The organism is Pseudomonas sp. UBA7530 (assembly GCF_002479365.1).
Classification (GTDB): domain Bacteria; phylum Pseudomonadota; class Gammaproteobacteria; order Pseudomonadales; family Pseudomonadaceae; genus Aquipseudomonas.
This window is the reverse complement of the sequence record NZ_DLMS01000004.1, coordinates 42,285-68,506: the sequence shown is the minus strand read 5'-3', so window position 1 is coordinate 68,506 and position 26,222 is coordinate 42,285. Positions and strand designations below refer to the sequence as shown.

The 26,222-nt window shown below is 64.6% G+C and carries 22 protein-coding genes; 8 read left to right on the top strand and 14 right to left on the bottom strand.

The window, feature by feature from the left end:
* Nucleotides 1-7: 7 nt before the first annotated feature.
* Nucleotides 8-985 (bottom strand): CobW family GTP-binding protein, encoded by a 978-nt coding sequence (locus B2U07_RS08560; protein WP_275546356.1) that lies wholly within the window; start codon nucleotides 983-985, stop codon nucleotides 8-10.
* A 95-nt stretch (nucleotides 986-1,080) separates the two neighbouring features.
* Here B2U07_RS08560 and B2U07_RS08555 point away from each other — a divergent pair, with 95 nt between their 5' ends.
* On the top strand, nucleotides 1,081-1,431 hold the full coding sequence (locus B2U07_RS08555) for an NADH:ubiquinone oxidoreductase (RefSeq protein WP_275546355.1): 351 nt from the start codon (nucleotides 1,081-1,083) through the stop codon (nucleotides 1,429-1,431).
* 380 nt (nucleotides 1,432-1,811) lie between these two features.
* Here B2U07_RS08555 and B2U07_RS08550 read toward each other — a convergent pair whose 3' ends face one another.
* Genes B2U07_RS08550 through dksA form a run of 3 tightly spaced genes read right to left on the bottom strand, consistent with a single transcriptional unit; the run spans nucleotide 1,812 to nucleotide 4,099 of the window.
* Complete coding sequence (locus B2U07_RS08550; protein ID WP_275546354.1) at nucleotides 1,812-2,456, bottom strand: DUF1826 domain-containing protein; 645 nt, start codon at nucleotides 2,454-2,456, stop codon at nucleotides 1,812-1,814.
* Entirely contained in the window at nucleotides 2,456-3,661 is a 1,206-nt protein-coding gene (zigA, locus tag B2U07_RS08545) for a zinc metallochaperone GTPase ZigA (protein WP_296276793.1), read from the bottom strand. The genes B2U07_RS08550 and zigA overlap by 1 nt, the downstream gene beginning before the upstream one ends.
* Before the next feature lie 15 nt (nucleotides 3,662-3,676).
* Complete coding sequence (gene dksA, locus B2U07_RS08540; protein ID WP_275546352.1) at nucleotides 3,677-4,099, bottom strand: RNA polymerase-binding protein DksA; 423 nt, start codon at nucleotides 4,097-4,099, stop codon at nucleotides 3,677-3,679.
* 71 nt (nucleotides 4,100-4,170) lie between these two features.
* Here dksA and folE2 point away from each other — a divergent pair, with 71 nt between their 5' ends.
* On the top strand, nucleotides 4,171-5,058 hold the full coding sequence (gene folE2, locus B2U07_RS08535; RefSeq protein ID WP_275546351.1) for a GTP cyclohydrolase FolE2: 888 nt from the start codon (nucleotides 4,171-4,173) through the stop codon (nucleotides 5,056-5,058).
* A gap of 16 nt (nucleotides 5,059-5,074) precedes the next feature.
* Here folE2 and B2U07_RS08530 read toward each other — a convergent pair whose 3' ends face one another.
* A complete protein-coding gene (locus B2U07_RS08530; RefSeq protein WP_275546350.1) occupies nucleotides 5,075-7,027 on the bottom strand; it encodes a DUF2207 domain-containing protein in 1,953 nt (650 codons plus the stop codon).
* 2 nt (nucleotides 7,028-7,029) lie between these two features.
* Nucleotides 7,030-7,593, bottom strand: a complete 564-nt coding sequence (locus B2U07_RS08525; RefSeq protein ID WP_275546349.1) for a LemA family protein — start codon at nucleotides 7,591-7,593, stop codon at nucleotides 7,030-7,032.
* A 105-nt stretch (nucleotides 7,594-7,698) separates the two neighbouring features.
* Between B2U07_RS08525 and B2U07_RS08520 the strand changes: the two genes are divergently transcribed.
* From B2U07_RS08520 to B2U07_RS08510, 3 genes are all read left to right on the top strand, one after another.
* Complete coding sequence (locus B2U07_RS08520) at nucleotides 7,699-9,618, top strand: putative nucleotidyltransferase substrate binding domain-containing protein (RefSeq protein WP_275546348.1); 1,920 nt, start codon at nucleotides 7,699-7,701, stop codon at nucleotides 9,616-9,618.
* Nucleotides 9,615-10,322 (top strand): 3'-5' exonuclease, encoded by a 708-nt coding sequence (locus B2U07_RS08515; protein ID WP_275546347.1) that lies wholly within the window; start codon nucleotides 9,615-9,617, stop codon nucleotides 10,320-10,322. Before B2U07_RS08520 ends, B2U07_RS08515 begins: the two co-directional genes overlap by 4 nt.
* A gap of 167 nt (nucleotides 10,323-10,489) precedes the next feature.
* Nucleotides 10,490-10,651, top strand: a complete 162-nt coding sequence (locus B2U07_RS08510; protein ID WP_275546346.1) for a DUF2986 domain-containing protein — start codon at nucleotides 10,490-10,492, stop codon at nucleotides 10,649-10,651.
* Between the two features lie 87 nt (nucleotides 10,652-10,738).
* Here the strand turns inward: B2U07_RS08510 and B2U07_RS08505 are convergent, their stop codons facing one another.
* Nucleotides 10,739-11,641: a LysR family transcriptional regulator gene (locus B2U07_RS08505; RefSeq protein WP_197859415.1), complete on the bottom strand. Its 903-nt coding sequence runs from the start codon at nucleotides 11,639-11,641 to the stop codon at nucleotides 10,739-10,741.
* Between the two features lie 144 nt (nucleotides 11,642-11,785).
* On the opposite strand from B2U07_RS08505, the gene B2U07_RS08500 reads away from it, so the two are divergent.
* Complete coding sequence (locus tag B2U07_RS08500; protein WP_275546345.1) at nucleotides 11,786-13,174, top strand: L-serine ammonia-lyase; 1,389 nt, start codon at nucleotides 11,786-11,788, stop codon at nucleotides 13,172-13,174.
* A gap of 434 nt (nucleotides 13,175-13,608) precedes the next feature.
* On the opposite strand, the gene B2U07_RS08495 is transcribed toward B2U07_RS08500, so the two are convergent.
* Together B2U07_RS08495 and B2U07_RS08490 are read right to left on the bottom strand one after the other, a co-directional pair.
* Nucleotides 13,609-15,261: a BCCT family transporter gene (locus B2U07_RS08495; RefSeq protein WP_275546344.1), complete on the bottom strand. Its 1,653-nt coding sequence runs from the start codon at nucleotides 15,259-15,261 to the stop codon at nucleotides 13,609-13,611.
* Between the two features lie 341 nt (nucleotides 15,262-15,602).
* Nucleotides 15,603-17,270: a BCCT family transporter gene (locus B2U07_RS08490; RefSeq protein WP_275546343.1), complete on the bottom strand. Its 1,668-nt coding sequence runs from the start codon at nucleotides 17,268-17,270 to the stop codon at nucleotides 15,603-15,605.
* Nucleotides 17,271-17,552: 282 nt separating this feature from the next.
* Here B2U07_RS08490 and cls point away from each other — a divergent pair, with 282 nt between their 5' ends.
* Both cls and B2U07_RS08480 read left to right on the top strand, forming a co-directional pair.
* Nucleotides 17,553-18,998, top strand: coding sequence for a cardiolipin synthase (cls, locus tag B2U07_RS08485; RefSeq protein ID WP_275546342.1), 1,446 nt, complete (start codon nucleotides 17,553-17,555; stop codon nucleotides 18,996-18,998).
* Nucleotides 18,999-19,105: 107 nt separating this feature from the next.
* The gene (locus B2U07_RS08480) at nucleotides 19,106-19,837 is read left to right on the top strand and encodes a substrate-binding periplasmic protein (protein ID WP_275546341.1); all 732 of its coding nucleotides are present in this window, start codon (nucleotides 19,106-19,108) and stop codon (nucleotides 19,835-19,837) included.
* A 3-nt stretch (nucleotides 19,838-19,840) separates the two neighbouring features.
* Here the strand turns inward: B2U07_RS08480 and B2U07_RS08475 are convergent, their stop codons facing one another.
* The 5 genes from B2U07_RS08475 to B2U07_RS08455 form a co-directional block, all read right to left on the bottom strand.
* On the bottom strand, nucleotides 19,841-20,353 hold the full coding sequence (locus B2U07_RS08475; protein ID WP_275546340.1) for a DUF3617 domain-containing protein: 513 nt from the start codon (nucleotides 20,351-20,353) through the stop codon (nucleotides 19,841-19,843).
* A 232-nt stretch (nucleotides 20,354-20,585) separates the two neighbouring features.
* Nucleotides 20,586-20,993: a DUF1850 domain-containing protein gene (locus B2U07_RS08470; protein ID WP_017363488.1), complete on the bottom strand. Its 408-nt coding sequence runs from the start codon at nucleotides 20,991-20,993 to the stop codon at nucleotides 20,586-20,588.
* Nucleotides 20,990-23,017 (bottom strand): TRAP transporter permease, encoded by a 2,028-nt coding sequence (locus B2U07_RS08465; RefSeq protein ID WP_275546339.1) that lies wholly within the window; start codon nucleotides 23,015-23,017, stop codon nucleotides 20,990-20,992. The genes B2U07_RS08470 and B2U07_RS08465 overlap by 4 nt, the downstream gene beginning before the upstream one ends.
* A 240-nt stretch (nucleotides 23,018-23,257) precedes the next feature.
* Entirely contained in the window at nucleotides 23,258-24,211 is a 954-nt protein-coding gene (locus B2U07_RS08460; RefSeq protein WP_275546338.1) for a TAXI family TRAP transporter solute-binding subunit, read from the bottom strand.
* A gap of 509 nt (nucleotides 24,212-24,720) precedes the next feature.
* On the bottom strand, nucleotides 24,721-26,061 hold the full coding sequence (locus tag B2U07_RS08455; protein WP_275546337.1) for a sigma-54-dependent transcriptional regulator: 1,341 nt from the start codon (nucleotides 26,059-26,061) through the stop codon (nucleotides 24,721-24,723).
* Between the last annotated feature and the right edge of the window lie 161 nt (nucleotides 26,062-26,222).

The following is a 26,222-nucleotide window of genomic DNA, read 5'->3' as shown; positions in this document are numbered from 1 at the left end:
GAGTGTATCAGTCACTCGCAGCGATTCGGCAGGCGGCGAACGAGGCGCTGAGCGCTTCGACGTCCTGCGCCTGATCGAAGATCAGCTCCAGCCGCGAATCCTTGCGCCATTCGCTGGCGCTCCAGTCGGGTAGTGCCTGCGTCTGCAAGGCATTCAGCGAGCACCAGCCATCGGCTCCGTGCAGCACCGCCTTGGCCCGGCGCCAGCCCAGGTTGCGTAACCAATCTGCGACCCGCGCGAGGTCAAAGACCTGCTCGGGATGCCAGCGCCAGCCGATGCTCCAACCGTCGGCCTGAGCCTGCACCTGGCAGATCGGCTCGGCGGCGTTGCGCCAGATCTGCGTCAGGGCCGGTGCAGCTGTGGGTAACTCGACCTCCACCGGAGCCGGCGAGGCCTGCGCTGTCACCCCCGGCAGCAAGGCCAGGTCGAGTCGACCCTGTTCAGTCCAGTGCAGCGGAAGCGGCGGCAGGTTCGCGGCAATTCGCGCACGACTCGGCTCATCCAGCCCAGCGCTCTTGTTCAGCAACAATAGCCCGGCCTCGCCCAGCGCCTGACGCTGCACGTCCGGCAGCGGTTGGCCTGCCGCCAGCGTGGCGGCGTCCAGCACCAGCAGCGCCGGCTGCACGGCCAGCACGCCAACCCAGGGCGGCTGACTCAGTTGCGCCAGCAACTGCGCCGGATGGCCCAGGCCGGACGGCTCGATCAGCAGGCGATCTGGCTTGGCCTTGCGCAGCAGGCGGCCAAGGCCGACCTGAAATGGCGCGCCGTTGACGCAGCACAGGCAACCGCCGGCCACCTCGGTCAGGACGATGCCATCGTCGCCCTGCTCGAGCAGGGCGGCGTCCAGGCCGATTTGGCCGAACTCGTTGATCAGCACAGCCCAGCGCTCACCCGCCGGTTTCTGCGCCAACAGATGACGGATCAGGCTGGTCTTGCCGGTACCCAGCGGGCCGCCGATGAGATGAGTAGGGATTTGACTGAGCATGAATCTATCGTCGCTGGTTCGCCGGGCAAGTGCCAGCACAGACTGCAAGGAAGCAGCATGGTAGATTCGCCGGCAGATTTTCGGGAGTCGAAACGATGCGTGCATGGCTGTTGCTGTTCTCTCTGCTACCGGGCCTGGCCCTGGCCGAAGCCTGCGTGGTGCATAGCCAGGCCGAGCGCCTGGACGTGAAGGTCTGCCAGGAAAACCGCAATATTCCCGCCGCGCTGTTCCGTGACGGCTTCTGCCAGCCGCAATTGCAGGGGCAGACAGTCGAGGTGGAGTTTGTCGAGCAGTGCCCGCAGGGTGCCTACGGCATTTGCCAGAACGCGCGCGCCGGCAGCGACCTGTACCAGCAGGATATCCACTACTACGGTGTGGCCAGCGACGCGCTGTATCTGGAGCCGGCCTGCAAGACGCAATATCAGGGCACATGGATCAAGCCCTGAGCCCTGCGCATCGAGCGACGCGGGTCTGAATATCGTAGGGCGGGTGCAACCCGCCAAGCTACAACTGGCGGGTTGTACCCGCCCTACGAGGAAACGCAGCGCCCCTGACATCAAAGCGTCACCAAACGAGCGCCTAATAAAGATGGGTACCTCACATGACCCTCATGCCCGAGTCACGCGTCGGCATGATCTCTTGGTGCTTAAGGCCGGAGCAGTCGCTCCGGCCTATTTTTTCCGTCATTCCTGGCAGCAGCAGGCCCTCTCCCCCAGCCCCTCTCCCATAAATGGGAGAGGCGAGCCAAGCGCCTACCGCCTTAAGAACAGCATCGCGCCACGGGGTACGGCTTCTATAACTGTTTGCCGCGCAGCTTGCGGCGATGTCAGGCCAGCCAGTCCAGAGTCAGCAGCAAACGTCGCTGCCCGACCGGCGGCTGCGGCGAGCGGTGGATCAGCCCGCGGCCCTCGTTGCCCTGCCATTTCTCGCCCTTCGCCAGCGCCACATGCCCGGTGTCCAGGCGCTGAATCAACGCCTCGTCCTGCGGCTCGGCAGTCGGCTGACCAAGTGCGCTGCGCGGCATGGCGCCCTCTTCCAGCCAGTCGCTGCCGACGCCGGCATAGCTGGTGATCAGCCGTAGCGGCACGTGGTCGACGTGAAAGCGCGGGCACATGGCTTTGTCCAGCACACGCAGACGCAGGCCGATGCGTTGGGCGTCGAGCAGGCAGGCATAGGCGCGCACCAGCCAGGCCACGTCGGCGAGAAAGGCTGCCTGACCCGGCAGGTCGGCGTACTGCGCCACCAGGCCGTCGAGGTTCGGCTCGCTGTCCGCACTCGGCAGCTCCAGGGTGATGGACTGCGCCAACGGCTCGCCCTGCGCCAGCAGCGCCTCGGCGAAGTCGGCGATCTGCGCCGGCAGGCGGCGCTGCCAGACGGCCAGGTTGACGCCGTCGTGCAGCACCTCGCCAAGCACCTGGATATCCTCGCCCAGCACCTGCCGGGCGACGTTCGGCAACTGCAGGGCGAACATCAGGCCGCCTCCTGCTGCCAGGCACCGAACGGATCGGCCAGCAGACGCCAGGCATCGGGGCCGCCGGCCATTTCCGCATCGGTCAGCAGGCAGTCGTCCAGCTCACGCACCAGGCGGGCGAAATCGATGTTCTGGCCGATGAACACCAGCTCCTGGCGGCAATCGCCAACCTCGGCGCTCCAGTGCTGCATGATCGTCTGCAGGCCTTCCTCGTCCTGCGGCCAGTGCTGCTTGGCCACGAAACGCCACCAGCGCCCGGCCAGGCCATGACGCATCAGGCCGCCGGCCTGCGACCAGCTGCCGGCCTCCTGGTATTTGCTGGCCAGCCAGAAGAAGCCTTTGGAGCGCAGCAGGCGGCCATTGCTCCAATCCTGCGAGAGGAAGTCGAAGAAGCGCTGCGGATGGAACGGCCGGCGCGCACGATAAGCGCTGGAGGCGATGCCGTATTCCTCGGTCTCCGGCACGTGCTCGCCGCGCAGCTCCTTGAGCCAGCCCGGCGCCTGCGAGGCGCGGTCGAAGTCGAAACGGCCGGTATCGAGGATCTTGTCCAGGGCGATCTGGCCCATGCTCATGGCCTGAATGTCGGCGTGGGTGTTGAGGCCTCGGAGGATGGCCGTCAGTTCCTCGCGCTCGGCCTGGCTGATCAGGTCGATCTTGCTGATCAGGATGACGTCGGCGAATTCCACCTGCTCGATCAGCAGGTCGGTGATCGAGCGCTCATCCTCCTCGCCCAGGGTTTCGCCACGGCTGGCCAGGCTGTCGGCCTCGTGGAAGTCGCGCAGGAAATTCACCCCGTCGACCACCGTGACCATGGTATCCAGCCGCGCCAGGTCGGACAGGCTGCGGCCCTGCTCGTCGCGGAGGGTGAAGGTTTCGGCGACCGGCAACGGCTCGCTGATGCCGGTGGACTCGATCAGCAGGTAGTCGAAACGGCCGTCACTGGCCAGACGCGCGACCTCTTCGAGCAGGTCTTCACGCAGGGTGCAGCAGATGCAGCCGTTGCTCATCTCCACCAGCTTTTCTTCGGCGCGGTTGAGGCTGACGTCGCGCTGCACTTCGCTGCCGTCGATATTGATTTCGCTCATGTCGTTGACGATCACCGCAACCTTGAGGCCGTCGCGGTTTTTCAGCACATGGTTGAGCAGGGTGCTTTTGCCGGCGCCGAGAAAGCCGGACAGCACGGTTACGGGTAGACGCGGGTTCATAGAGTGTTCCTCGTTTCAGTCACGGTCACGCTGATGTTTTTCACGCCGCTCCTGACGCTCCTTGGCTTCGATACACAGCGTCGCGGTAGGGCGCAGCAAGAGGCGCTTGAGGCCGATGGGTTCGCCGGTTTCGGCACACCAGCCGTATTCGCCCCGCGCCAGGCGTTCGAGCGCCTGGTCGATCTTGTCCAGCAGCTTCTTTTCCCGCTCCAGCAGGCGCAGCTGCCACTGCCGTTGCTCCTCGGCGGCGCCGATGTCGGCCACGTCGCTGCTGGTTTCGGGCTGGCGCAGCTCGGCGAATTCTTCGTCGATGCGCGCCTGCAACTCGGCACGCTGGGCCAGCAGCAACTCGCGGAAGAAGCGCTGCTGGGCGTCATTCATGTAGTCATCCGCTGGCTGGGCCAGCAGTTCGGCTTCGGTGGGCAGGGTCAGGATCATGGCAAATCGGCTGGCTTGTTTTAATTGTTATAACATAACATTAAGCGCTGACAGCAACCCATGGATTTGCGATGAACGAAAAGCCTCTGCCGGATATAGCCGCCCAAGCCACTCACCATGATCTGCCGCTGGACTGGGTCGGCATGACCGGCATCGCCCTGCCCATTCGCCTGGCGGGCGCGGCGGTGACCGCCAGCGTCGATATCGGTGTCAGCCTCGACGATGCCGGCGCGCGCGGCATTCATATGTCGCGCCTGTACCTGGCGGCGCAGCGCCTGGCGCATCGGGAACTAGACGTGGCTGCCGTGCTGCAGGTGCTGGATGATTGCCTGAGCAGTCATCAAACACTGGCCGACAGCGCCACGCTGACCCTGCGTGGCGAGGTGGCGCTCGAACGTCCGGCGCTGGTCAGCCCGCTCGCCGGCTGGAAGGCCTACCCTTTCGAATTGCGCGCCAGGCAGGACGGCCGCGGGGTGAATATCGAATTGCAGGTCGAGGTCGGCTATTCGTCCACCTGCCCCTGCTCGGCGGCGCTGGCCCGGCAGCTGATCCAGCAGCGTTTCGCCGAGACCTTCGCTCAGGAGCCGCTGGATTATCTGGAGGTAATCGACTGGCTCGGCTCGACCCAGGGCATCGTCGCCACGCCGCACAGCCAGCGCAGCACCGCGACCCTGCAGCTGCGTCTGGCGCCGGGCTGCACCAAACTGCCCGTGCTGGCGTTGATCGACAGCGCCGAGCAGGCCCTCGGCACGCCGGTGCAAACAGCGGTGAAACGCGCCGATGAACAGGCTTTCGCCCTGGCCAACGGGCAGAACCTGATGTTCTGCGAGGATGCCGCGCGCCGCCTGCACCGCGCCTTGGGCCAGCTAACGCAGGCCAGCGCCTTCCACCTGAAAGTCGTGCACGCGGAGAGCCTGCACGCCCATGACGCGGTGGCGGCGGTCAGCCACGGCTGGTGAGATCGGCAGCCTCCTCTTACCAGCCACCGCCACCACCACCGCCGCCGCCGCCACCGGACGAGCCACCGCCACCGGAGCCGCCGGAGGAGCTGCCAAAGGACGAGGAAGAGGAGCTGGACGGCGCAACAGATGCCGTCGCCATCGCGCGACCGAGGTTCGACGACAGGCTGCCGCTCAACGACTGCGGGCTGGACAGGCTACGCCCCGAATACCAATCCGGTTTGTAGCCGCCCTGCGGCGCGCTCACCAGGCCGCTTGCCAGGGCCTGCTCGAAGCGCGCACTCCACTGTTGCTCGACCCCCAGCGCCATGGCGTAGGGCAGGTGCTGCTCGTACAGTGCGATGCTCATCGCCGGCGCCTCGGCCACCTTCTCCACCAGCTCGCTTTCCGCCAGTCGCAGGTAGTCGCGGTAGCCTTCGAGCTTGTCGAGCAATTCGCGCCCATGCAGGGTCGGTGCCTCGAGCAACCAGCGGAACAGGATGCAGGCCAACGCGAACAACAGCACCAGGCCCAGGCTCCAGACCGTCAGTGCCGGGACGGTACTGGCCATCATGGCCAGCACCAGCAGCCCTACCGCGCCGAACGTCGTGGAAAAGAGCAGCCCGACGATCATCTGCACGTACTGCCCGGCGCGCCATCTATTCACGCCAATGAACAGACCGCCGACACCGACCGCACCAAAGGCCATTACGAACAGCGACATCATGCAAACGACGAAGAGATCGCCACCGCTCAACCCCGGCAGCAGGGTCAGCGGCACGCCCAGCAACGCCAGGATCACGCCACGCCACCACTGCTTGCGGTTGAGCCTGAAACAGGCTGCGTGATAGTTCTCGCTGATGCTGGCGCGCAAGGCCTCCAGCGCATTCTTCAGACGGGGCTGGTAGGTGCTGCCCACGGTCAGACTGGAGGCGGTTTTGAACAGCGCGCCATAGACCTTGCGTTCACCGGGGTGCAGCGGTGGCACCGGCTTGCCGGCGGCCTTGAGGGTGTAGGCATCGCCACTATCGGACAGGTGTACGGCGCGCTTGATCGCCATCGAGGTCAGCGCCACGCTGAGCGCCCTGGCCGGTTCGTAACGCCCGCTGAAGCCCTGGTTCCAGACGAACCCGGCAGCCGCTGGCGACAGGCCTTCCGGCGCCTGGAACAACGGAATGATCAGGCCCTTCGCCGGGTCACGTCCGACTTGCCGCCACTGCCAGATGAAATAGCCCAGCATCGCCAGCAGCATCAGACCGCCCAGCGGCAGGCCGGGATTGTCCTGCAGCACCCAGAGCAGCCGCTGGTACGCCGATGGGCGTTCGATCAGCCCGGCAGGCCAGGCCACGGCAATGGTGAACCCTTCACGCGCATCCAGCGGCTGGGTGGTTTCCATCCGCAGCAGCGCGTCGTCCTGCGCGACAACCCGGAAGTGCTTGTCCTGCGCGCTACGCCGCCCGGTGTAGCCGTCGACCTGGAGGATCTTCGCGCCTTCCGGCAGATGCACGCTGATACGCGCCCTGTCGATGGGAAACAGCCAGTCGTTGCCGGTGACGTTCCAGTACAGCTCGTCTTCGCTCGGCCGTTCGATCAATTGCCGATCGGTGACATAGACGATGCGATAGCGATGCTGCCCCGGCTCCAGCTCGCGGTTGGCCGAGCCGATGCGAATCCGCTCGACGGCGCCCAGCGACTCCAGCTGGTAGGGCTCTGCCCGGCCGTTGCGCTGCACTTCCAGCACCTTGAAGCCGACGCTGCGCAACAACTGCTCACGGCTGATCATCCGCACCGGAAAGTCGCGGAAGATGCCGCGGCTGATCCGGTAGCCGGCGGCTTGCACGGTGATCAGCTCGGTGACCTGCAGGCTGCCATCGGTGCGCACCTCGACGTTCACGGAGTAGTCGCTGATGCGTTCCTCCTCATTGGCCAGCGCAGCGCCCGCTAGGCTCAGCAGCAGCAAACAGAAAAGCGGTTTGAGCCATCCCGGCATGATCAGAACTCCATTTTTGGCGATTGTGCCTCGCGCGCATCGGCGAGGGCGAAATACTCGGCAGTGGCGAAGCGCAGCGCCTTGGCCACCAGATTGCTCGGCGCCGACTCGACGAGGATGTTCAGCTCGCGAACCGCGCCGTTGTAGTAGCGGCGCGACATCTGAATCTGCTCCTCGACCTCGCTGAGCGCGCGCTGCAGGGCGACGAAATTGCCATCGGCCTTCAACTGGGGATAGGCCTCGGCGAGGATCATCACCCGCATCAGCGTCGTGCCCAGTTGCGACTCGGCTGCCCCGCGCGCTGCCACCGCGTCGCCCTCATGAGTCTGGGCATTGGCGCGTTGCGCGGTCAGTGCTTCCAGGGTGTCGCGCTCGTAGTTCATGTATTCGCGCAGCGCTGCCACCAGGTTGGGAATCAGGCTCGAACGGCGCTTGAGCTGCACATCGATCCCGCTCCACGCCTCGGCCACCCGATGACGATTGAACACCAGGCGGTTGTAGCACCAGATCACGTATCCCACGGTCGTGACGGCCAGCGTCATGCCTATCCATTGCCAGGCTTGCATGCCTTTTTCCTTACCCCGCTATGCTGTTTGCTACAGCATCAGCATTTTCTCTCCCCACCATGACAGGTATGGTGGGCCCATGTCCCACGCGCGCGCGAGCTATTCATGCAGATCGAGCTGATCGAAATCCGCGATCACCTGAGCCGTTTCCCGCCTTTCGATGACCTGCCAGAGGAAACCCTCGACACCCTCGCCGGCCAGGTACAGGTCAGCTACTTCAAGGCCGGCAGCGAGATTCTCGCCTATGGCGCCGAGATTCACGAACTGCATTACGTACGCAGCGGCGCGGTGGAAATCTACCGGCGCAATGGCGAATTGCACAACCGCCTGACCGAGGGCGATATCTTCGGCCAGGCCGGCCTGCTGCGCGGCAACAAGGTGCGTCTGGGCGCCAGGGCACTGGAAGACAGCCTGATCTACTTCATCCCCGGCCCGCTGTTTCAGCAGCTTTGCGACCAGTTCGACAGCTTCGCCGATTTCGTCGAGGCCGAAGGCCAGTCGCGGCTCAAGTCCGCCCTGGAAGACAGCCACGGCAAAGCCAGTGAGCTGATGAAGATCAAGGTGCGCAAACTGATCGGTCGCTCGCCAGTCAGCGTCCCGCTGGACATGCCGGTACAGCAGGTGGCGAAGGTCATGAGCGAGCAGAGCGTGTCCTCGGTCATCATCGTCAACCCCGGCAGGCGCTGGCCCAACCCCGCCCAGGTGCAGGTGGCCGATCAGCAGACTCAGGTCATGGCCGGCATCCTCACCGACCGCGACCTGCGCATGCGCGTACTGGCCGAAGGGCTACCAGGCGACACGCCGGTCAGCCAGGTGATGACCCCCGGCCCGGTCACCGTGCAGGCCGACGAGTCGGTGTTCGAGGCCATGCTGTGCATGCTGCGCAACAACATCCACCACCTGCCCGTGCTGCAACGACGCCGCCCGGTCGGCATGATCTCGCTGGCCGACGTCATTCGCTACGAGTCGCGCAGCAGCCTCTACCTGGTCAACAGCATCTTCAACAAGAACTCGGTGGAAGGCCTCAGGAGCCTGCTGCCGGACCTCCACGCCACCTTCGTGCGCATGGTCGCCGACGATGCCAGCGCGCACATGGTCGGCCGCGCCATGAGCAGCATCGGCCGCGCCTACAGCCGGCGCCTGCTGATGCTTGCCGAAGAAAAGCTCGGGCCACCACCGGTGCCTTACTGCTTCATGATCGCCGGCTCGATGGCCCGCGACGAGCAGCTGCTGCTGACCGACCAGGACAACGCCCTGGTGCTCGACGACAGCTTCGACGCGGAAAAGCACGACGCCTACTTCGCCGAACTGGCGCAATTCGTCAGCGACGGCCTGGCCGCCTGCGGCTATGCCTACTGCAAGGGCGGCATCATGGCCAGCAACGCCAAATGGCGCCAGCCGCTGAAAGTCTGGCGGGGCTACTTCAACCAGTGGATCGAACAGCCCAACCCGCAGACCCTACTCAACAGCAGCATCTTCTTCGACCTCGATGGCGTGTACGGCAAGACCGCGCTGGTGGAAAATCTCAAGGAATTGCTGGCGGAAAAAGCCAGCGCCACCCCGGCCTTCCTCGCCGCGCTGGCGCGCAACGCGCTCAATCGCACACCGCCGCTGGGCTTCTTCCGCACCTTCGTCATGGAAACCGACGGCCGCCAAAAGAACATCATCAACCTCAAGGGCCGCGGCACGGCGCCGCTGACCGACCTGATCCGCGTACACGCCCTGGCGTGCGGCTCCAAGGCACAGAACTCGCTGGAACGCCTCGACGCCATCGCCGCCACCAAGCTGCTGCCCCAGGAAGCGCTGGATCATCTGCGCTATGCCTTCGAGTTCCTCAGTCTGGTGCGCATCCGCCACCAGGCCCGTGAAGTCGAGGCCGGCAACCCACCCGACAACTACGTCGAGCCGGAGAAATTCAGCTCCAGCGAACGCCACCACCTCAAGGAAGCCTTCCAGGTGGTGAGCAATGCGCAGAAATTCCTGCGCTTTCGCTATCCGGCCCAGCCCCTGTCTCGTCCGCAATGAGTACGTATCAGAATCAGGACTGGCCGCAACTCTTCGCAGAACGCGCCGCCAGCAGCGAGGACGAGCGCCTGCGGGCCTATTACGGCGCCGGCTGCATCGCCGCCGACACGCCATTGGCGGATGTGCCACTGGTCGCGCTGGACGTGGAAACCACCGGCCTTGATCCGCGTGAACACGCCATCGTCAGCCTCGGCCTGGTGCCGATGAGCCTGCAACGCGTCCGCTGCGCCGAGTCGCGCTACTGGGTGGTCAAACCCACTGGCGAACTGAGCGCCGAGTCGGTGACCTTCCACCACATCACCCATTCCGACATCCGCCATGCGCCTCGCCTGGCGCACGTCCTGGACGAACTGCTCGAAGCCCTGGCCGGCAAGGTGGTGGTGGCGCACTACCGCAACATCGAGCGAGGCTTCCTCGACCAGGCGGTGCGCCAGCATCTGGGCGAAGGGCTGGTGTTCCCGGTCATCGACACCATGGAGCTGGAAGCCCGCCTGCATCCCAAGCGCACGGTCAGCTGGTGGGACCGCCTGCGTGGCCGTGAGCCCATCTCCATCCGCCTGGCCGACAGCCGCCTGCGCTACGGCTTGCCGCTGTACTCGGCGCACCATGCGCTGACCGACGCCCTGGCCTGTGGCGAACTGCTGCAGGCGCAGGCGGCGACGCATTACCCACCGCATACGCCGGTCGGGGCGCTCTGGAGCTGAAACCAACCGCCCACTTCGGGGAGCGGCTTTGGCCGCGAAGCTCTTGCTTTCCAATGTCGCGTTGCAAGCCGGGCATTAGGTAGCTGGGGGGTTGAGCATAGCGGTACCCATCCTGCGGGCTCCGCGTGAGGATCATCAACAATTTAGGACAGGGCAGACTCACAACCATGAATCGCCGCAAGAAGATCAAACAACTGCTTGAAGCCCACGCCAAGAAGGCCAACGCCAAGCTCGCGCCTAAAAGCAACAAACCCAAGTACCTCAGCAAGGCTGACAGGGCGAAGTTGGCGGCTGAAGCGGATCAAGAGTGCGTCACGCCGGCTGAGTAAAGCTCGGGGCACCCCTGTGAAGTGCGGACACATCGAAAAAGCCGAAAGCATCGCGGCTGAAGCCGCTCCTACAGGGGCTCAGTGGCGCTAGCCCAACACCCTGTCGGCCGTATAAATCGCCTCGTCGAGAAACACGTTCACCGCCGGATGATCGCGCTCGCCCTTGCGGTAGGCGAGGAAGACGCCGCGCTGGATATCCGGCAGCAGCGGCACGGCGGTGACGCCGGGCAGCGGGCGCACCAGGCGCAGGCCGGAGACGATGGAAATGGAATTGCCTGAGGCGACCATGGCCGCGACCATTTCGAAACCGGCGCAATGGGCGTTGATCCGCGGCGCATAGCCGGAGCGGCGGCACAGGTTGGTGATGAATTCGCCGAACGAGCTACCCGAGGAATCCAGCGCCCAGGCTTCGTCGCGCAGGTCGGCCACGGTCAGGCTGTCGCGCCTGGCCAGGGCATGGTCGATGGGCAGCAGCACGTGCAGCAGATCCTGGGTCAGGGGAATCAGCGCGTAATGTTCGCGGTTCTCATCCGGGGTCACGGCCAGGTCGTCGATCACCGCCACGTCGATCTGCCAGGAGCCCAGGGCACTGAGGCTTTCCTGCGGCTCCAGATCCAGCACCACAACGTTCAGCCGCGGATAGGCGCTGCGCAGCGCCCGCACGGTTTCCGCAATCACCGCCACGGCGATCGAGGGAAAGGCCGCCACCCGTAATTCGCCGGCGATTTCGCCGCGCAGCAGCGCCAGCTCCGAACGCGCTTCGTCGAGCACCATGAGGATGCGCTCGGCATGTGCCACCAGCCGCTCGCCCGCGGGAGTCAGCACCACGCCGCGCCCGCGCCGCTCGATCAGCGCCACCTCGACTTCACGTTCGAGCTGGGCGACCTGCTGCGATACGGCAGAAGGCGTCAGGTGCAGCGACTCGGCAGCCGCCGCCATGGTGCGGCAGCGAGCCAGTTCACGCAGGGTTCGCAGGCGGGTGAGGTCCATGGCGCGATCTCAATAGTTAAGTGACGCTAACGAATACGTTAAAAATAAATCAGTATACATAATGATAGGGCCGTTCTTAGATAGAGGCATCCACACGCGCGTAACCGGGCGCGTGTCCGTTCAATCGACAAGAAGAATTCCGCCATGGCTATCAGCGTTTTCGACCTGTTCAAAGTGGGTATCGGCCCGTCCAGCTCTCACACCGTCGGCCCGATGCGCGCCGCCGCGCTGTTCACCCACGCCCTGGAAAACCACGAGCACATGCCCAAGGTGGCCCGTGTGGTCGCCGAGCTGTATGGCTCGCTGGGCGCCACCGGCAAGGGCCACGGCAGCGACAAGGCGGTGCTGCTCGGCCTCAGCGGCCATGAGCCGGATACCGTCAATGTCGATCAGGTACCCGAGTACATCGACACCATCCGCCGCGACAAGCGCATCGTCCTGGCCGGCAAGCACTCCGTCGCCTTCGACGAGAAGGCCGACCTGAAGATGTTCCGCAAGGCGCTGCCGCTGCATGCCAACGGCTTGCGCTTCGCCGCCTTCGATGCCGCCGGCATCCAAGTCCACGAGGCCACCTATTACTCGGTGGGCGGCGGCTTCGTGGTCAGCGAGGCGGTGCTGGCCGATGGCAGCAAGCAGAAGATCATCGCTCCGGATGCCACTACCCTGCCGTTGCCATTTCGCAGCGGCGCCGATCTGCTCAAGCTGACCCGCGAGCACGGCATCGGCATCGCTGAAGTGATGCGTCGCAACGAGCGCCACTGGCGCAGCGACGAAGAAACCGATGCCGGTCTGCTGAATATCTGGAAGGTGATGCAGGCCTGCGTGGATCGTGGCTGCCGCACCGAGGGCATCCTCGCCGGCGGCTTCAAGGTCCGCCGCCGCGCCGCCATCCTGGCGCGCAAGCTGGGCGGCTTCCAGCGCAGCTACATCGAAGATCCGCTGCGTATGCTCGACTGGGTCAACCTCTGGGCGCTGGCCGTGAACGAAGAAAACGCCGCAGGCGGCCGCGTGGTCACCGCGCCGACCAACGGCGCCGCCGGTATCGTCCCGGCGGTGCTGCACTACTACGCCAACGCCATCTCCGGCGCCAACGAGCGCGGCATCATCGACTTCCTGCTGACTGCCGGCGCCATCGGCATTCTGTACAAGGAAAACGCCTCGATCAGCGGCGCCGAAGTGGGCTGTCAGGGCGAAGTGGGCGTGGCCTGCTCGATGGCCGCCGGCGCGCTGTGCGCGGTGCTGGGCGGCACCCCGGAGCAGGTCGAGAACGCTGCCGAGATCGGCATGGAACACCACCTGGGCCTGACCTGCGACCCGGTCGGTGGCCTGGTGCAGATTCCCTGCATCGAGCGCAACGCCATCGCCTCGGTGAAGGCGATCAACGCCGCGCGCATGGCGCTGTACGGCGACGGCGCGCACTACGTGAGCCTGGACAAGGTGATCAAGACCATGCGCGAAACCGGGGCCGACATGCTGACCAAGTACAAGGAAACCGCTCGCGGTGGCCTGGCGGTGAACATCGTCGAGTGCTGATACCCGCGTAGCGACGCAAACGCCCCGGTTTATCCGGGGCGTTTTTGTTTCCAGCGAAGGTTGATATCGCCCTCTGGCGTTAACGCATGCTGCAAGCTGCTCCCGCTTGAGAAAGTCCCACGGGCAAAAACCTCCGGGCGAGCCTCAACAGCGTGCAGTGCACGGCCGCAGCAAGGCATGGCTACACTTGCGCTACATGCGCTGATATTGATGGTTTCTCTTCGACTCACGCATTGTCCGGCTGCAAGCCTACCCCTCGATCAGCGCCCCTGACGGTCGATCACCTGCCGTTAGGATCATCGCGGCTACCCTGTCTCCGGCCTCGTAAAGACGCGTTGCCATGGGTTTCAAGGCTCACAAACAACGACGCCCCTATCGTGCGATAGGGGCGTCGTTGTCGTGCCAGGGCCGCCTATGGCGGCGCGGCGTCACGCCTAGCGCGGTTCGCTCATCAACCCTTTGACGATCGCCACACAGCCCACCAGCAGCACGAGGGTGAACGGCAGACCAGTGGAAACCGCCATGGCCTGCAGGGCCACCAGGCCACCGCCCAGAAGCAGGGCGACCGCCATCGCACCTTCCATGACCACCCAGAACACCTTCTGCGAAGCCGGCGAATTGATCTTGCCGCCCGCGGTGATGGTGTCGATCACCAGCGACCCGGAGTCCGAAGAGGTGATGAAGAACAGCACGACCAGAACGATCGCAGCAAAGGAGCTAATAGCACTGATCGGCAACTGATCGAGCATGACGAACATCTTCAGCTCCAGGGCTGCCTGTTGCAGCTCGGTCAAGCCACCGAGGGCTTGGTCCAACGCCGTACCGCCAAAGGTGGTCATCCAGATCACCGAAACCAGCGTCGGCACCAACAGCACGGCGGTGAGGAACTCGCGCACGGTCCGGCCACGGCTAACGCGGGCGATGAACATGCCGACGAACGGCGACCAGCTGATCCACCAGGCCCAGTAGAACGCGGTCCAGCCCTGGCTGAAGTTGGCGTCTTCACGAGCGATCGGATTGGACAGCGCCGGCAGGTACTGCAGGTAGGCGCCGAGGTTATCCAGCACGCCGCTCAGCAACAATGCGGTCGGGCCGGCAACCAGCACGAACAGCAGCAGCACGATGGCCAGGCCCAGGTTGATCTCGGACAGACGCTTGACGCCCTTGTCCACACCGGCCAGTACCGAGCACAGCGCGATCAGGGTGATGACGGTGATCAACAACACCTTGGTGGTGGTATCGGCGGGCAGGCCGAACAATACGTGCAGACCGGCGGTGGCCTGCTCGGCACCCAGGCCGAGCGAGGTAACCAGACCGAACAGGGTGGCGAACACCGCCAGAATGTCGATCAGATGCCCCGGCCACCCCCACACACGCTCACCGAGCAGCGGGAAGAAGATCGAGCGGAACGACAGCGGCAGCCCCTTGTTGAAGGCGAACAGCGCCAGGGCCAGCGCCACGATGGCGTAGATCGCCCAGGGGTGCAGGCCCCAATGGAAGATGGTGGCCGCCATGCTCAGGCGCGCAGCTTCCGCCGCATTCCCCGCTGCGGCGTCCAGCGGGGCCCAGTCGGTGCGAGCGCCGCCCTCCCCGACAGCCACCCCCGCCAGCGAAGAGTCGAAGTGCGACATGGGTTCGGCCACGCCGTAGAACATCAGGCCGATGCCCATACCCGCCGCGAACAACATGGAGAACCAGGACGCGTAGGAATAGTCCGGTCGCGCCAGCGTGCCGCCGAGGCGCACCTTGCCCAGTGGCGAGACGATCAGGCCCAGACACAACAACACGAAGATGTTCGCCGAGCCGATGAAGAACCAGGACAGGTTCACTGTCAGCCAGTCACGCACGGCTTTGAACAGCGGTTCCACCTGGTCGTGCATGGCCAGCGCCAGCACGACGAAAATGAATGCAGTGACCGCCGATATCAGGAATACCACCCCATGGATATCGAGATTGACCAGATAACGGCCACGAATGTTGTCCTGGCCAACCACATAATCGGTATCGATGAGATTGGCTGCGCCACTGGGGGCGGGAATACCGTCTACGGATGAGTCGTTCTTGCGTGATACGGGGCCTTGGCTCAAGGGGCTGCTCCTTCTTGTTTTATTCGCGAGCAATGCGGCGACCGCCGCTGCTATACGCGGAAGCTGACGCTATCAGAAGGAAATTCGGCCTTGAGCTGCGGAAACGTCGCGGTTTTTCCCGATAACGACTGAGGGAGCGAAAGGCGCAGGGGACGACAAAAAGGCGTCTGCCGGTGTTCTGGCGCTTTGACTAGAAAACTGGGCGTCATGCTGGTCGGCAAAGGATGTCGCCTGCGCTTGCCGATGTCGCTGAGGTGCTGTCCAGGCGTCAGCTGCAGAGATGGCGACCATAAAAAAAGCGCGCCCATGGGCGCGCTTCTGGACAAGATGAACAGCGAGCGTCAGCGCGGCTCGCTCATTAGTCCCTTGACGATGGAAATGCAGCCCACCAGCAGCACGATGGTGAACGGCAAGCCGGTCGACACGGCCATTGCCTGCAACGCCACCAGGCCGCCGCCGAGCAGCAGGGCGATGGCGATCACGCCTTCGATGCTGGCCCAGAACACGCGCTGCGGTACCGGCGCGTTGACCTTGCCACCGGCCGTGATGGTGTCGATCACCAGCGAACCCGAGTCCGACGAGGTGATGAAGAACACCACCACCAGCACAATGCCGATGAACGAGGTGATGGCGGTCAGCGGCATCTCCCCGAGCATGCTGAACAGCTTCAGCTCCAGGCCTGCGTCCTGCGCACCGGTGAAACCATCGACCAGCAACTGGTTGATGGCGGTACCGCCGAAGGCGGTCATCCACAACACCGACACCAGCGAGGGTACCAGCAGCACGGCGATAAGGAACTCACGCACGCTGCGGCCACGGCTGACGCGGGCGATGAACATGCCCACGAACGGCGACCAGCTGATCCACCAGGCCCAGTAGAACGCCGTCCAGCCCTGGCTGAAGTTGGCGTCCTCCCGACCGACCGGGTTGGCCAGTGCCGGCAGATACTGCAGATAGGCACCGAGGTTCTTGAAGAAGTCGGTAAAGATCACCAGGGTCGGCCCGGCGATGATGATGAACAACAGCAGGGCCATGGCCAGGCCCATGTTGATCTCCGACAGACGCTTGACCCCCTTGTCGAGGCCGGCGACCACCGAAGCCAGCGCGATCAGGGTGATGGCGACGATCAGCAGCACCTTGGTGGTGTCCGTCGCCGGGATGCCGAACAGGTACTCCACACCCGCAGCCGCCTGCTCGGCACCCAGCCCCAGCGAGGTGACCAGCCCGAACAGGGTGGCGAACACCGCGAGAATGTCGACCACATGGCCCGGCCAGCCCCACACACGCTCGCCGAGGATCGGGTAGAAGATCGAGCGGATCGACAGCGGCAGGCCCTTGTTGAACGAGAACAGCGCCAGCGCCAGCGCGACGATGGCGTAGATCGCCCAAGGGTGCAGACCCCAGTGGAAGATGGTCGCAGCCATGCCCAGGCGCACGGCTTCCTCGGCGTTACCGGCAGCGCCGCCGAGCGGCGCCCAGTCGGTACGCACACCGTCCTCACCGACCGTAATTCCGCCCATCGCCGCGCTGTAGTGCGACATGGGTTCGGACACGCCGTAGAACATCAGGCCGATGCCCATACCGGCGGCGAACAGCATGGAGAACCAGCCCATATAGGTGTAGTCGGGCGTCGCGTCCTTGCCGCCGATGCGCACCTTGCCCAGCGGCGAGAGGATCAGGCCGAGACAGAGCAGGACGAAGACGTTCGCGGCACCGATGAAGAACCAGGCCATGTGATGGGTGAGCCAGTCGCGCACACCGCTGAACAGCGGTTCGATCTGGTTCTGCAGAGCCAGGGCGAGAATCATGAAGATCACCGCGACCAGCGCGGAGATGGTGAAAACCTTGCCGTGGATGTCGAGGGCGAAGATGAACTGCCCTTTGATGTTGTCCTGACCGATGACGTAATCGGTATCGATCAGATTGGCTTCACCGGTCGGTGCCGGGATGCCTTCGTGGGTTTCCGCTGCGGGTGGCGGGGTCGTGTCATGCGAAGGGACGTTTCCCATACGTGGCGTACTCCTTGATGCGTTTGACTCGCTAGACGAGCGTGAACAGGACGGATGCCCTCCTCCAATTAAAGACGACCGACAAGTGGGTCGAAGTAGAAAGGGTAACACATGAATTCCGCTCACTCAGACTCACAGACACATGAGAGTTGCGAATGATTCCCTAACGGCTGGCATTTTGCCCGACACTGCCATTCGTCCAGCCGCCGTGGCAGCATGGCGACGAACGCTGCGCAACCCCCATGGTCAGCTGCACACAATCCGTGCAAAGGAAGACCCCGCATGCCTGCGGATTTCGGCATTCCCAACCTGTTCGGTTACCTGATCGCCACCATCCACGCCCTCGGCGTCCTGGCCGCGATACACGCCGTGCTGACCGTGCGCACGGCACAAGGCGCGCTGGCCTGGGGGCTGTCGCTGTTCTTCATGCCCTACCTGACGCTGCTGCCTTACCTGGTTTTCGGCCGCAGCCGCTTCGACGCCTACGTCAAGGCGCGGCGCCAGGCCGACAAGGAAATGCGCCAGGCCATGGCCGAACAGGACTGGCGCCCCTGGGTCGAGGAAGCCAAGGCGGCGCACCTATCGCCCGCGTATGATCGCCTGCGTGCATTGCCGCGCCTGTCGCACCTGCCCGGCCTGACCGGCAACCGCGTCGAATTGCTGATCGACGGCGAGGCCACCTTCGAGGCGATCTTCAGTGCGCTGGCCAGTGCCCAACAGACGATCCTCCTGCAGTTCTTCATCATCCGTGACGACGCCCTCGGCCAACGCATGCGTGACGTGCTGCTGGAGCGCGCCGCCGCCGGCGTGCAGGTTCACGTGCTGTACGACGGCGTCGGCAGTCATACGCTGCCGCGCGCCTATATCGACAGCCTGCGCCGGGGCGGCGCGCAGGTGCATGCCTTCCCCACCCGCGCCGGGCTGCTCAATCGCTTCCAGCTGAATTTCCGCAACCACCGCAAGATCGTCGTGGTCGATGGCGAGATCGGCTTCCTCGGCGGGCTCAACGTCGGCATCGAATACCTCGGGCAGAAGCCGCCGCTGGCGCCATGGCGCGACACCCACGTGGAGGTACGCGGGCCGGTGGTGGCGAGCCTGCAGGAAGCCTTCGCCGAGGACTGGTACTGGGCCTGCCAGAAACTGCCGCCAATGCTGATGCCGAGCAAGCAGGACGAGCCCGGCCTACTCTGCCAGGTGATCGCCAGCGGCCCGGCGGACCCGCAGGAAACCTGCTCGCTGCTGTTCGTCGAAGCGATTCACGCAGCGCGCGAACGGGTATGGCTGAGCAGCCCCTACTTCGTCCCCGACGAGGCACTGTTCGCCGCCCTGCGTCTGGCGGTGATGCGCGGCGTGGACGTGCGCCTGCTGCTGCCGGCGCGAGCTGACCACCACATCGTCTACGCCGCCTCCAGCCTGTATGCCTTCGAGGCGTTGCGCGCCGGCGTGCGCATCTTCCGTTATCAGCCAGGCTTCCTGCATCAGAAGGCGCTGCTGATCGACCACGACGCCTGCGTGCTGGGCAGCGCCAACCTGGACAACCGCTCCTTCCGCCTGAATTTCGAAGCCAACCTTCTGACCTTCGACGAGGCCTTCAACGCGCAAGTGGCGCACATGCTGGAAGAGGATTTCAGCCGCTCACGCGAGCTGGTCAACGCCGACCGGCGCGAACTGCATCGCCTGCAGCAACTGGGCATGCGCGTGGCGCGGCTGATTTCGCCGATCCTCTGATGCCACGCCGCGGCGATGCTCGAGCAGGAAATTTTGTGCGGGCTGCGCGGCGCGGCTATGGTTAGCGGAGCCAGCCGCTGTTCGCTGTCAGCGAGACCCCGCCTGCCATGAAAAGACGCCATGCCCTGCTACTCAGCCTGTGCCTGTTCGCTGCGCCCGCCGCCGCGCAGGAGGAGATTCGCGTCGGCGTCGAACTGCAGCCCTATCAGCCCTACTCCGATGTACAGGACGGCGAGTACCGCGGTTACGCCCGCGACCTGCTGGATGCCTTCGCCGCCGAGTACGGCTATCGCTTCGTCTATACGCCGCTGCCGGTGAGGCGGCTGCTCAGCGATTTTCTCGCTGACCGGGTCGACCTCAAATTTCCCGATCATCCGCAGTGGAATGCCGATCAGAAAGCCGGCCACAGCGTCCACTACAGCCATCCGGCAGCACCGTATATCGACGGCATTCTGGTCAAGCCGCAGCATCTGGGCCAGGGCATGCAGCGCATCGAACTGCTCGGCACGCAGAACGGCTTCACGCCCTGGCCCTATCTGCCGGAGATACGCACCGGGCGTATCCAGCTGATCCAGGCCAATCAGATCGAATCGCTGTTGCGTATGGCCGGCAGCGATCGTGTCGATGCGGTCTATCTCAACCCCAAGGTCGTCGCTCACCAGTTGGAGCAGATGGGCATGGCGGCGGGCAGCCTGGTGTTCGATCCACAGCTGCCCCACGTGGAAGACCATTACTACCTGTCCAGCATCCGCCACCCGCAGCTGATCGAGGCGTTCAACCGCTTCCTCGCCGAACGGGCCGAGCAGGTCGCGGCGATACGCTTACGCCACGGCCTGTGAGGTCTAGCGCTTCAGGGCAGCACAATCCGCCCCGACCCAGCGCGCACGGCTTTCCATGCTGCTCGGCTGGCCGTTGTAGGTGCCCTTGACCTGGGTGGTGAACTCCTTGTCGCTGACGAAGCGCGTTTCTCCTTCGCCCTGAGCCTGCGGGCAGGTGAAACGGAACTTCCACACCGCCGCGCTGCGTTCGAGAATCTCGTTGCTGCAGCCTGAGTCGGGATCATGCAGGGGGATTTCCTGGGCCTCGATCTGCTCGGCGGTAAGACACATCTGCACGCCGCCGGCGCCGAGCTTGATGCCCTGCTCGGCCATCATGTCCTCCATCATCTGGCGCTGCTCGGCTGGCAGGTTCTGCATCTGCCCGAGCATTTCCTGCATGCCGGGCATAGCGCGGCCGCCCACCTGCATGTTGTGCGAGCTGACCTCCCAGACGCCGGGCTGAATATCCAGGGCGCTGGCCAGAGTGGGCGATAGACAGAGGGCGAGCGGTAGAACGGAACGCGAGAGGATGCGCATGACAGGTCTCCTGAGCGGATAATGGGCCAGGCCGATGGTACCTCGGGGCACCAGGGCGTCGGGCCGCCGCTCCGATAGGAGGCGCGCCCCGCGGCGATTTGGACAGTGCATAAGCGCATAAGATTCGCGCCGCGCAGACGAACAAAACCCCCACAGGCTCGCGCCGCATGGGGGTTTCCTTCTTTTGGTCCAGCACTTGTGGCGCCGGGAACATGGGCTCGCTCTGGCGAACCTAGCCCGCGTCAGCCGCGGGGGAGCTCAGCTCACAGCTCCAGAGTTCCAACGCCGGCTGGCTCGCTTTTGGCGGGCCGAGCCAGTCGCTCATCGGGCGACAACGCTGGTCGATACACAGTTGGTAATCCCCGGCTTCGGGCGTACGCCCGACTCGCAGGGGTTGCAAAGGCGGTAGCTGACGCTGGTAGTGCCAGCTGCCATTGCGCAGTTCGGCGCCGTCGGGAATTTCCATTCCGGCGCCGGAACCCTTGACCCGCGCCTCACCGAGAACCAGGCCCTCGGCGGTGACGCGGTAATCCTCTTCCCAGCGGATCTTCTCGATGGTGTGGGTCCAGGCCAGGGTGAAGGCCGGCGTGGGCAACTCTGCCCACACTGCACCGGCCAACCCCAGGCACAGGCCGATCACGCCGTCGCTGCCTCGGCGCGACGGGCGCGCCAGAAGTGCTGAGCGATGAAGATGGCGCTGAGGGCGAAGCCGATTTCGTCACTGATCGGGGTGGCGAGAATCAGGCTGGCGCCGGCCGCCAGACCCAGGATGCGCTCCCACCAGGTCAGCTTGGCCTGCAGGTAGCCGGTGAACACCACGCCCCAGATGCCGATGGCCAACGCGGCCTTGAACAGCACGTAGAAGGTGGCGAGCAGGCTGTCGCCCTGCAGCATCAGCGCCGGCGAATACACCGCCATATAAGGCACGACGAAGCCGGCCACGGCGATGCGCACGGCCCACAGGCTGATCTTCAGACCGCGCTCCTTGGCGATCGGCGCGGCGGCGAAGCAGGCCAGCGCCACCGGCGGCGTGAGGTCGGCCATGATGCCGAAGTAGAAGACGAACATGTGCGAGACGATCAGCGGTACGCCCAGTTCCAGCAGCGCCGGTGCGGCAATCGAGCTGGTGATGATGTAGTTGGGGATGGTCGGAATGCCCATGCCCAGCACCAGGCAGGTGAGCATGGTCAGCACCAGCGACAGGAACAGGTTGTCCTGGCCGATGGCAAGGATGTAGCCGGCGAAGGTGGAGGCCACACCGGTCAGCGACACCACGCCGATGATCACGCCGACCAGGGCGCAGGCGATGCCCACCGGCACCGCATGACGCGCACCTTCGACCAGTGCGTGCAGGCACAGGGTCAGGGTTTCACGACCACCTTTGACGAACCAGCAGACTGCCACCAGCGCGGCGATAACACCGAAAACCACGCCGATACCGAGCTGGAAGAAGCCGGCGCAGAGCACGCCCAGGGCGATCCAGAAGGCGAAGCGCATGACCTTGGAGGACACCCGCAGGATGATCGCCGAGCCGAGGATGACCATGGCGGTCAGCGCCAGGCCGACGGTGCCGGAGAACAGCGGGGTACGGCCGGAGAACAGCAGGTAGATGAGGATGAACAGCGGGATCAGCAGGAACCAGCGCTCACGCACGGCCTTCCACGGATTCGGGCATTCGTCCTTGGGCAGGCCGCGCAGGTTGGCGCGCTTGGCTTCCAGGTGGACCATCCAGAACACCGAGCCGAAGTACAGCAGCGCCGGGATCAGCGCGGCCTTGGCCACCTCAATGAACGGCACGTTGATGGTCTCGGCCATGATGAAGGCCACGGCGCCCATGATCGGCGGCATGATCTGGCTGCCCATCGACGAAGTCGCCTCGACACCACCAGCGAAGGCCGGCCGATAACCGAAGCGCTTCATCAGCGGGATGGTGAACTGGCCGGTGGTGACCACGTTGGCCACGCCGGAACCGGTGATGGTGCCCATCAGCGCCGAGGACACCACCGATACCTTGGCTGGACCGCCGACCTTGTGGCCGAACAGGCCCATGGCGAAGTCGGTGAACAGCTTGATCATCCCGGCCTGCTCGAGGAAGGCGCCGAACAGGATGAACAGGAAGATGTAGGTGGCCGACACGTAGGTAGGCGTGCCGTACAGACCTTCGGTGCCGAACGACAGCTGGTTGACGATCTGGTCAAGGCCGTAGCCGCGGTGCATCAGGTCGCCCGGCAGGTACTGGCCGAGCATGCCGTAGGCGAGGAACAGCGCGCAGATGATCGGCAGGGCGATGCCCATGACCCGGCGCGCAGCCTCGAACACCAGCACGATCAGGGTCAGGCCGACGATCATGTCGTTGGTGGTCATGTCACCGGAGCGCTGGATCAGGTCCGCCTCGAAGTACCACTGGTAGATGGCCGTGGCCATGCCGGCCAGGCCCAGCAGCCAGGCCAGCGGCTGCCACGGGCGGCCCTTGCCGAGCCCGGGGAAGCTGATGAACACCAGCAGCAGCAGGAAGCCGACGTGCACCGCACGCAGCACTTGGGTCGACACCGGGTGAAAGGCTGCGGTGAATATCTGGAAAATGGAAAACAGCAGGGCGACGGCGAACAGCGCCTTCGGCCAGTCGGACGGGCTGGAAGCCAGGCCGTTGTCTTGTTCACTCATGGAGTGCAAACCTCATGACTACTTCGATTGCGGTGACAGAGTCGCCAACAAAACCCACCGCCCTGTGAACGCCGGTTTTATTCGCGATTCTGGGGACCCTGTCCGTTCCGATCTTTGCTCTGTAGGAGCGGATTCATCCGCGATTTCCTCGCGAACATCGCGGAATCCGCTCCTGCAACAGCAGTATCGGCGTCGATACAGAGCAAACAGGCCGTGGCGCACGCCACGGCCTGCCCTGCATCAGAGCGCGCCAGCTTCCTTGTAGAAGCGCTCGGCACCCGGGTGCAGCGGGATCGGCAGGTTCTTGGTAGCGGTGTCCAGCTTGATGTCCTTGGCCGCGGAGTGGGCGGTGCCCAGGCGCTCGAGGTTGTCGAACATCAGTTTGGTCATCTGGTAAGCCACTTCGTCGGAAACGCCTTCATGGGTGACCAGGATGTTGGTGATGGCGACGGTGGGTACGTCGGCGTCCTGACCGTCGTAGGTGCCGGCCGGAATGGTGGCGGCCTCGTAGGCAGCGTTGTCGATCTTCGCGGTCACTTCGGCCGGGATGGCGACGAAGCTGATCTTCATGGTCGAAGCCAGGTCACGAATGGCTGCCATGCCCAGGCCGGAGGACTGCAGGGTAGCGTCCAGCTGACGGTTCTTGATCAGCTCGACCGACTCGGCGTACGGCAGGAACTCGACCTTGCCCATGTCCTTGTAGGTCAGACCGGCAGCTTCGAAGATGGCGCGGGCGTTGAGCTCGGTACCGGACTTCGGTGCGCCGACGGAGATGCGCTTGCCCTTGAGGTCTTCCAGGGTCTTGATGCCGGATTCGGCGTTGGCGACGATCTGGATGTAGTTCGGATAGGTACCGGCGATGGCGCGGATTTTCTTCAGCGGTGCCTTGAAGCCGGCGTCTTCAACGCCATTCCAGGCATCGGCGACCGAGTCACCGAGGGCGAAGGCCAGCTCGCCACGACCGGCCTGCAGCAGGTTGAGGTTTTCCACCGACGCCTTGGTCGCCTGGACCGAGGTCTTGGAACCTTCGATGCCATTGCTGTACAGCTGCGAAAGGGCTACGCCGATCGGGTAGTACACACCGCTGGTACCGCCGGTGAGCACGTTGATGAAGGTCGGGGCAGCGAGGACTGCGGTGCTGGCAGTGATGGCCGCGGCAGCGGCGAACAGGCTGAGTTTCTTGGTCAGTCGCATGGAATATCTCCGTCGTTGTTATGGCTTTATGCAGAGTTTCAATCTAGACGACGCCACCGAGGCGGCATCGGCGGTGCGCGATCAGCGGCGCAGGGTGCAGCGTAGGACAAGAACCGCGGCAGGCGCGGTGGGGAGGCGGCCCATGCAAAGCAGCGAGTGCGGCATGGCGCGAGGGGCATGGCAGTTCATGGGGCTGACCTCTTGTCGTTGTTATGGTCGCCGCGTCGGCAAGTTGCTGCACGGCTACAACAGACATAGCAGATGCCGTGCCAGAGCCTGAAAAGCCCGAGATAGAGGGCTCCTATCTGGAGACCATGGGGTCACTGAGCGGGAAACCGCTTACACCCGAACATCCATAAGCAAAAATCCGCTTATCGAATAACCCGGACGCAATCCGGGAAAATCGATATGCAACCTGCTCCCGGATTCATCCGGGCTACGACTGATCCGCCAGCCCCTGGGGCGCACCGGCTGGTTCGAGGCCGGGCACTCTACATACGCTGTGCCGACTACTCCTCGCCGCCCGGCAAGTAATCACCGCGCGCCAGGCCGTGGCGCTGCATTTTCTCGTTGAGCGTACGACGCGGCAACTGCAGCACGTCCATCACCGCGGCGATATTGCCCTGGCATTGCAACAGCGCGTTGTGCAGGCATTGCGCCTCGAAGGCCTCCATCTGCTGCGCCAGCGCCTGGCCGGCGAAGCGCTCGGCTGGCGGCGGGCTGGACAGGCCCAGAGCATGACGCTCGGCGGCGTTGATCAGCTCGCGGACGTTGCCCGGCCAGTCATGCCCGAGCAGACGCGCCAGCTCGCTCGGCGCCAGCGGCGGCGCTTCGCGGCCATGACGTTGCGCGGCCTCGTGGGCGAAATGCTCGAACAGCAGGGGGATGTCCTCGCGCCGTTCGCGCAACGGTGGAATGTGCAGGGTGGCGACGTTCAGGCGATACACCAAGTCCTCGCGGAAACGCCCGGCCTTGACCTCGTCGAGCAGGTCCGGCTTGGCCGCGCTGATCACCCGCAGGTCGACCTGGATGCTCTTGTTCGAGCCCAGGCGTTCGAGGGTCTTCTCCTGCAGCACACGTAGCAGTTTGACCTGCTGCGCCAGCGGCAGACTCTCCACCTCGTCGAGGAACAGGGTGCCGCCGTCGGCATGCTCGATGCGGCCGATGCGCTTGGCCTGGGCCCCGGTGAAGGCGCCGCTCTCGTGGCCGAACAGCTCGCTTTCGAAGATGGTCTCGGGAATCGCCGCGCAGTTGAGCGCGGCGAAGGCCTTGCTCGCGCGCGGGCTGAAATCGTGCAGGCTGCGCGCCACGCGCTCCTTGCCGCTACCGGTCTCGCCGCGGATCAACACGTTGACCGAGGTGCCGGCCAGTTCGAGGATCTGCCGGCGCAGGTTTTCCATGGGCCGCGAAATGCCGATCAGCTGGCTTTCGATGCGGCCCTTGTTCGCCACCTGCTGGCGCAACTGGCGGTTCTCGCAGACCAGGCGGCGCTTGTCCAGGGCACGGCGCACGCTGTCGAGCAGGCGCTCGGGTGTGAAGGGTTTCTCGATAAAATCATAGGCGCCCTGACGCAGTGCCTGCACCGCCATGGGCACGTCGCCGTGGCCGGTCACCAGGATCACCGGCAGATCGCTGTCGATCTGCAGCAGCTTGTCGAGCAGCTGCAGACCATCGCTGCCGGGCATGCGCACATCGCTGACAACAATGCCGGGGAAGTCGCGGTCCACCACCGCCAGGGCTTCGGCCGCGCTGGCGCAGGTACGTACCTCGAACCCGGACAGCTCCAGCCACTGCTGCACCGCCTCGCGAATCGCCGCTTCGTCGTCGACCACTATGACCTGAGCGCTCATGGCACCTCCTGTTCAGAACGGCGGGCAGTGTAGCCCGGATAAAATCCGCAGAGGCAACCCGCGGCATCAGGATGAGAACCCGTAGGAGCGGCTGGGCGGCATTCCGCTTTAGCCGCGATAGCTGCGCCTGCATTTCGCCGCTGAAGCGGAATGCCGCCCAG

Bases quoted from the DNA above. Each gene is read 5' to 3' on its own strand.
- B2U07_RS08560 (WP_275546356.1), bottom strand. From the start codon at position 985: ATGCTCAGTCAAATCCCTACTCATCTCATCGGCGGCCCGCTGGGTACC.
- B2U07_RS08555 (WP_275546355.1), top strand. From the start codon at position 1,081: ATGCGTGCATGGCTGTTGCTGTTCTCTCTGCTACCGGGCCTGGCCCTG.
- B2U07_RS08550 (WP_275546354.1), bottom strand. From the start codon at position 2,456: ATGTTCGCCCTGCAGTTGCCGAACGTCGCCCGGCAGGTGCTGGGCGAG.
- zigA (WP_296276793.1), bottom strand. From the start codon at position 3,661: ATGAACCCGCGTCTACCCGTAACCGTGCTGTCCGGCTTTCTCGGCGCC.
- dksA (WP_275546352.1), bottom strand. From the start codon at position 4,099: ATGATCCTGACCCTGCCCACCGAAGCCGAACTGCTGGCCCAGCCAGCG.
- folE2 (WP_275546351.1), top strand. From the start codon at position 4,171: ATGAACGAAAAGCCTCTGCCGGATATAGCCGCCCAAGCCACTCACCAT.
- B2U07_RS08530 (WP_275546350.1), bottom strand. From the start codon at position 7,027: ATGCCGGGATGGCTCAAACCGCTTTTCTGTTTGCTGCTGCTGAGCCTA.
- B2U07_RS08525 (WP_275546349.1), bottom strand. From the start codon at position 7,593: ATGCAAGCCTGGCAATGGATAGGCATGACGCTGGCCGTCACGACCGTG.
- B2U07_RS08520 (WP_275546348.1), top strand. From the start codon at position 7,699: ATGCAGATCGAGCTGATCGAAATCCGCGATCACCTGAGCCGTTTCCCG.
- B2U07_RS08515 (WP_275546347.1), top strand. From the start codon at position 9,615: ATGAGTACGTATCAGAATCAGGACTGGCCGCAACTCTTCGCAGAACGC.
- B2U07_RS08510 (WP_275546346.1), top strand. From the start codon at position 10,490: ATGAATCGCCGCAAGAAGATCAAACAACTGCTTGAAGCCCACGCCAAG.
- B2U07_RS08505 (WP_197859415.1), bottom strand. From the start codon at position 11,641: ATGGACCTCACCCGCCTGCGAACCCTGCGTGAACTGGCTCGCTGCCGC.
- B2U07_RS08500 (WP_275546345.1), top strand. From the start codon at position 11,786: ATGGCTATCAGCGTTTTCGACCTGTTCAAAGTGGGTATCGGCCCGTCC.
- B2U07_RS08490 (WP_275546343.1), bottom strand. From the start codon at position 17,270: ATGGGAAACGTCCCTTCGCATGACACGACCCCGCCACCCGCAGCGGAA.
- cls (WP_275546342.1), top strand. From the start codon at position 17,553: ATGCCTGCGGATTTCGGCATTCCCAACCTGTTCGGTTACCTGATCGCC.
- B2U07_RS08480 (WP_275546341.1), top strand. From the start codon at position 19,106: ATGAAAAGACGCCATGCCCTGCTACTCAGCCTGTGCCTGTTCGCTGCG.
- B2U07_RS08475 (WP_275546340.1), bottom strand. From the start codon at position 20,353: ATGCGCATCCTCTCGCGTTCCGTTCTACCGCTCGCCCTCTGTCTATCG.
- B2U07_RS08465 (WP_275546339.1), bottom strand. From the start codon at position 23,017: ATGAGTGAACAAGACAACGGCCTGGCTTCCAGCCCGTCCGACTGGCCG.
- B2U07_RS08460 (WP_275546338.1), bottom strand. From the start codon at position 24,211: ATGCGACTGACCAAGAAACTCAGCCTGTTCGCCGCTGCCGCGGCCATC.
- B2U07_RS08455 (WP_275546337.1), bottom strand. From the start codon at position 26,061: ATGAGCGCTCAGGTCATAGTGGTCGACGACGAAGCGGCGATTCGCGAG.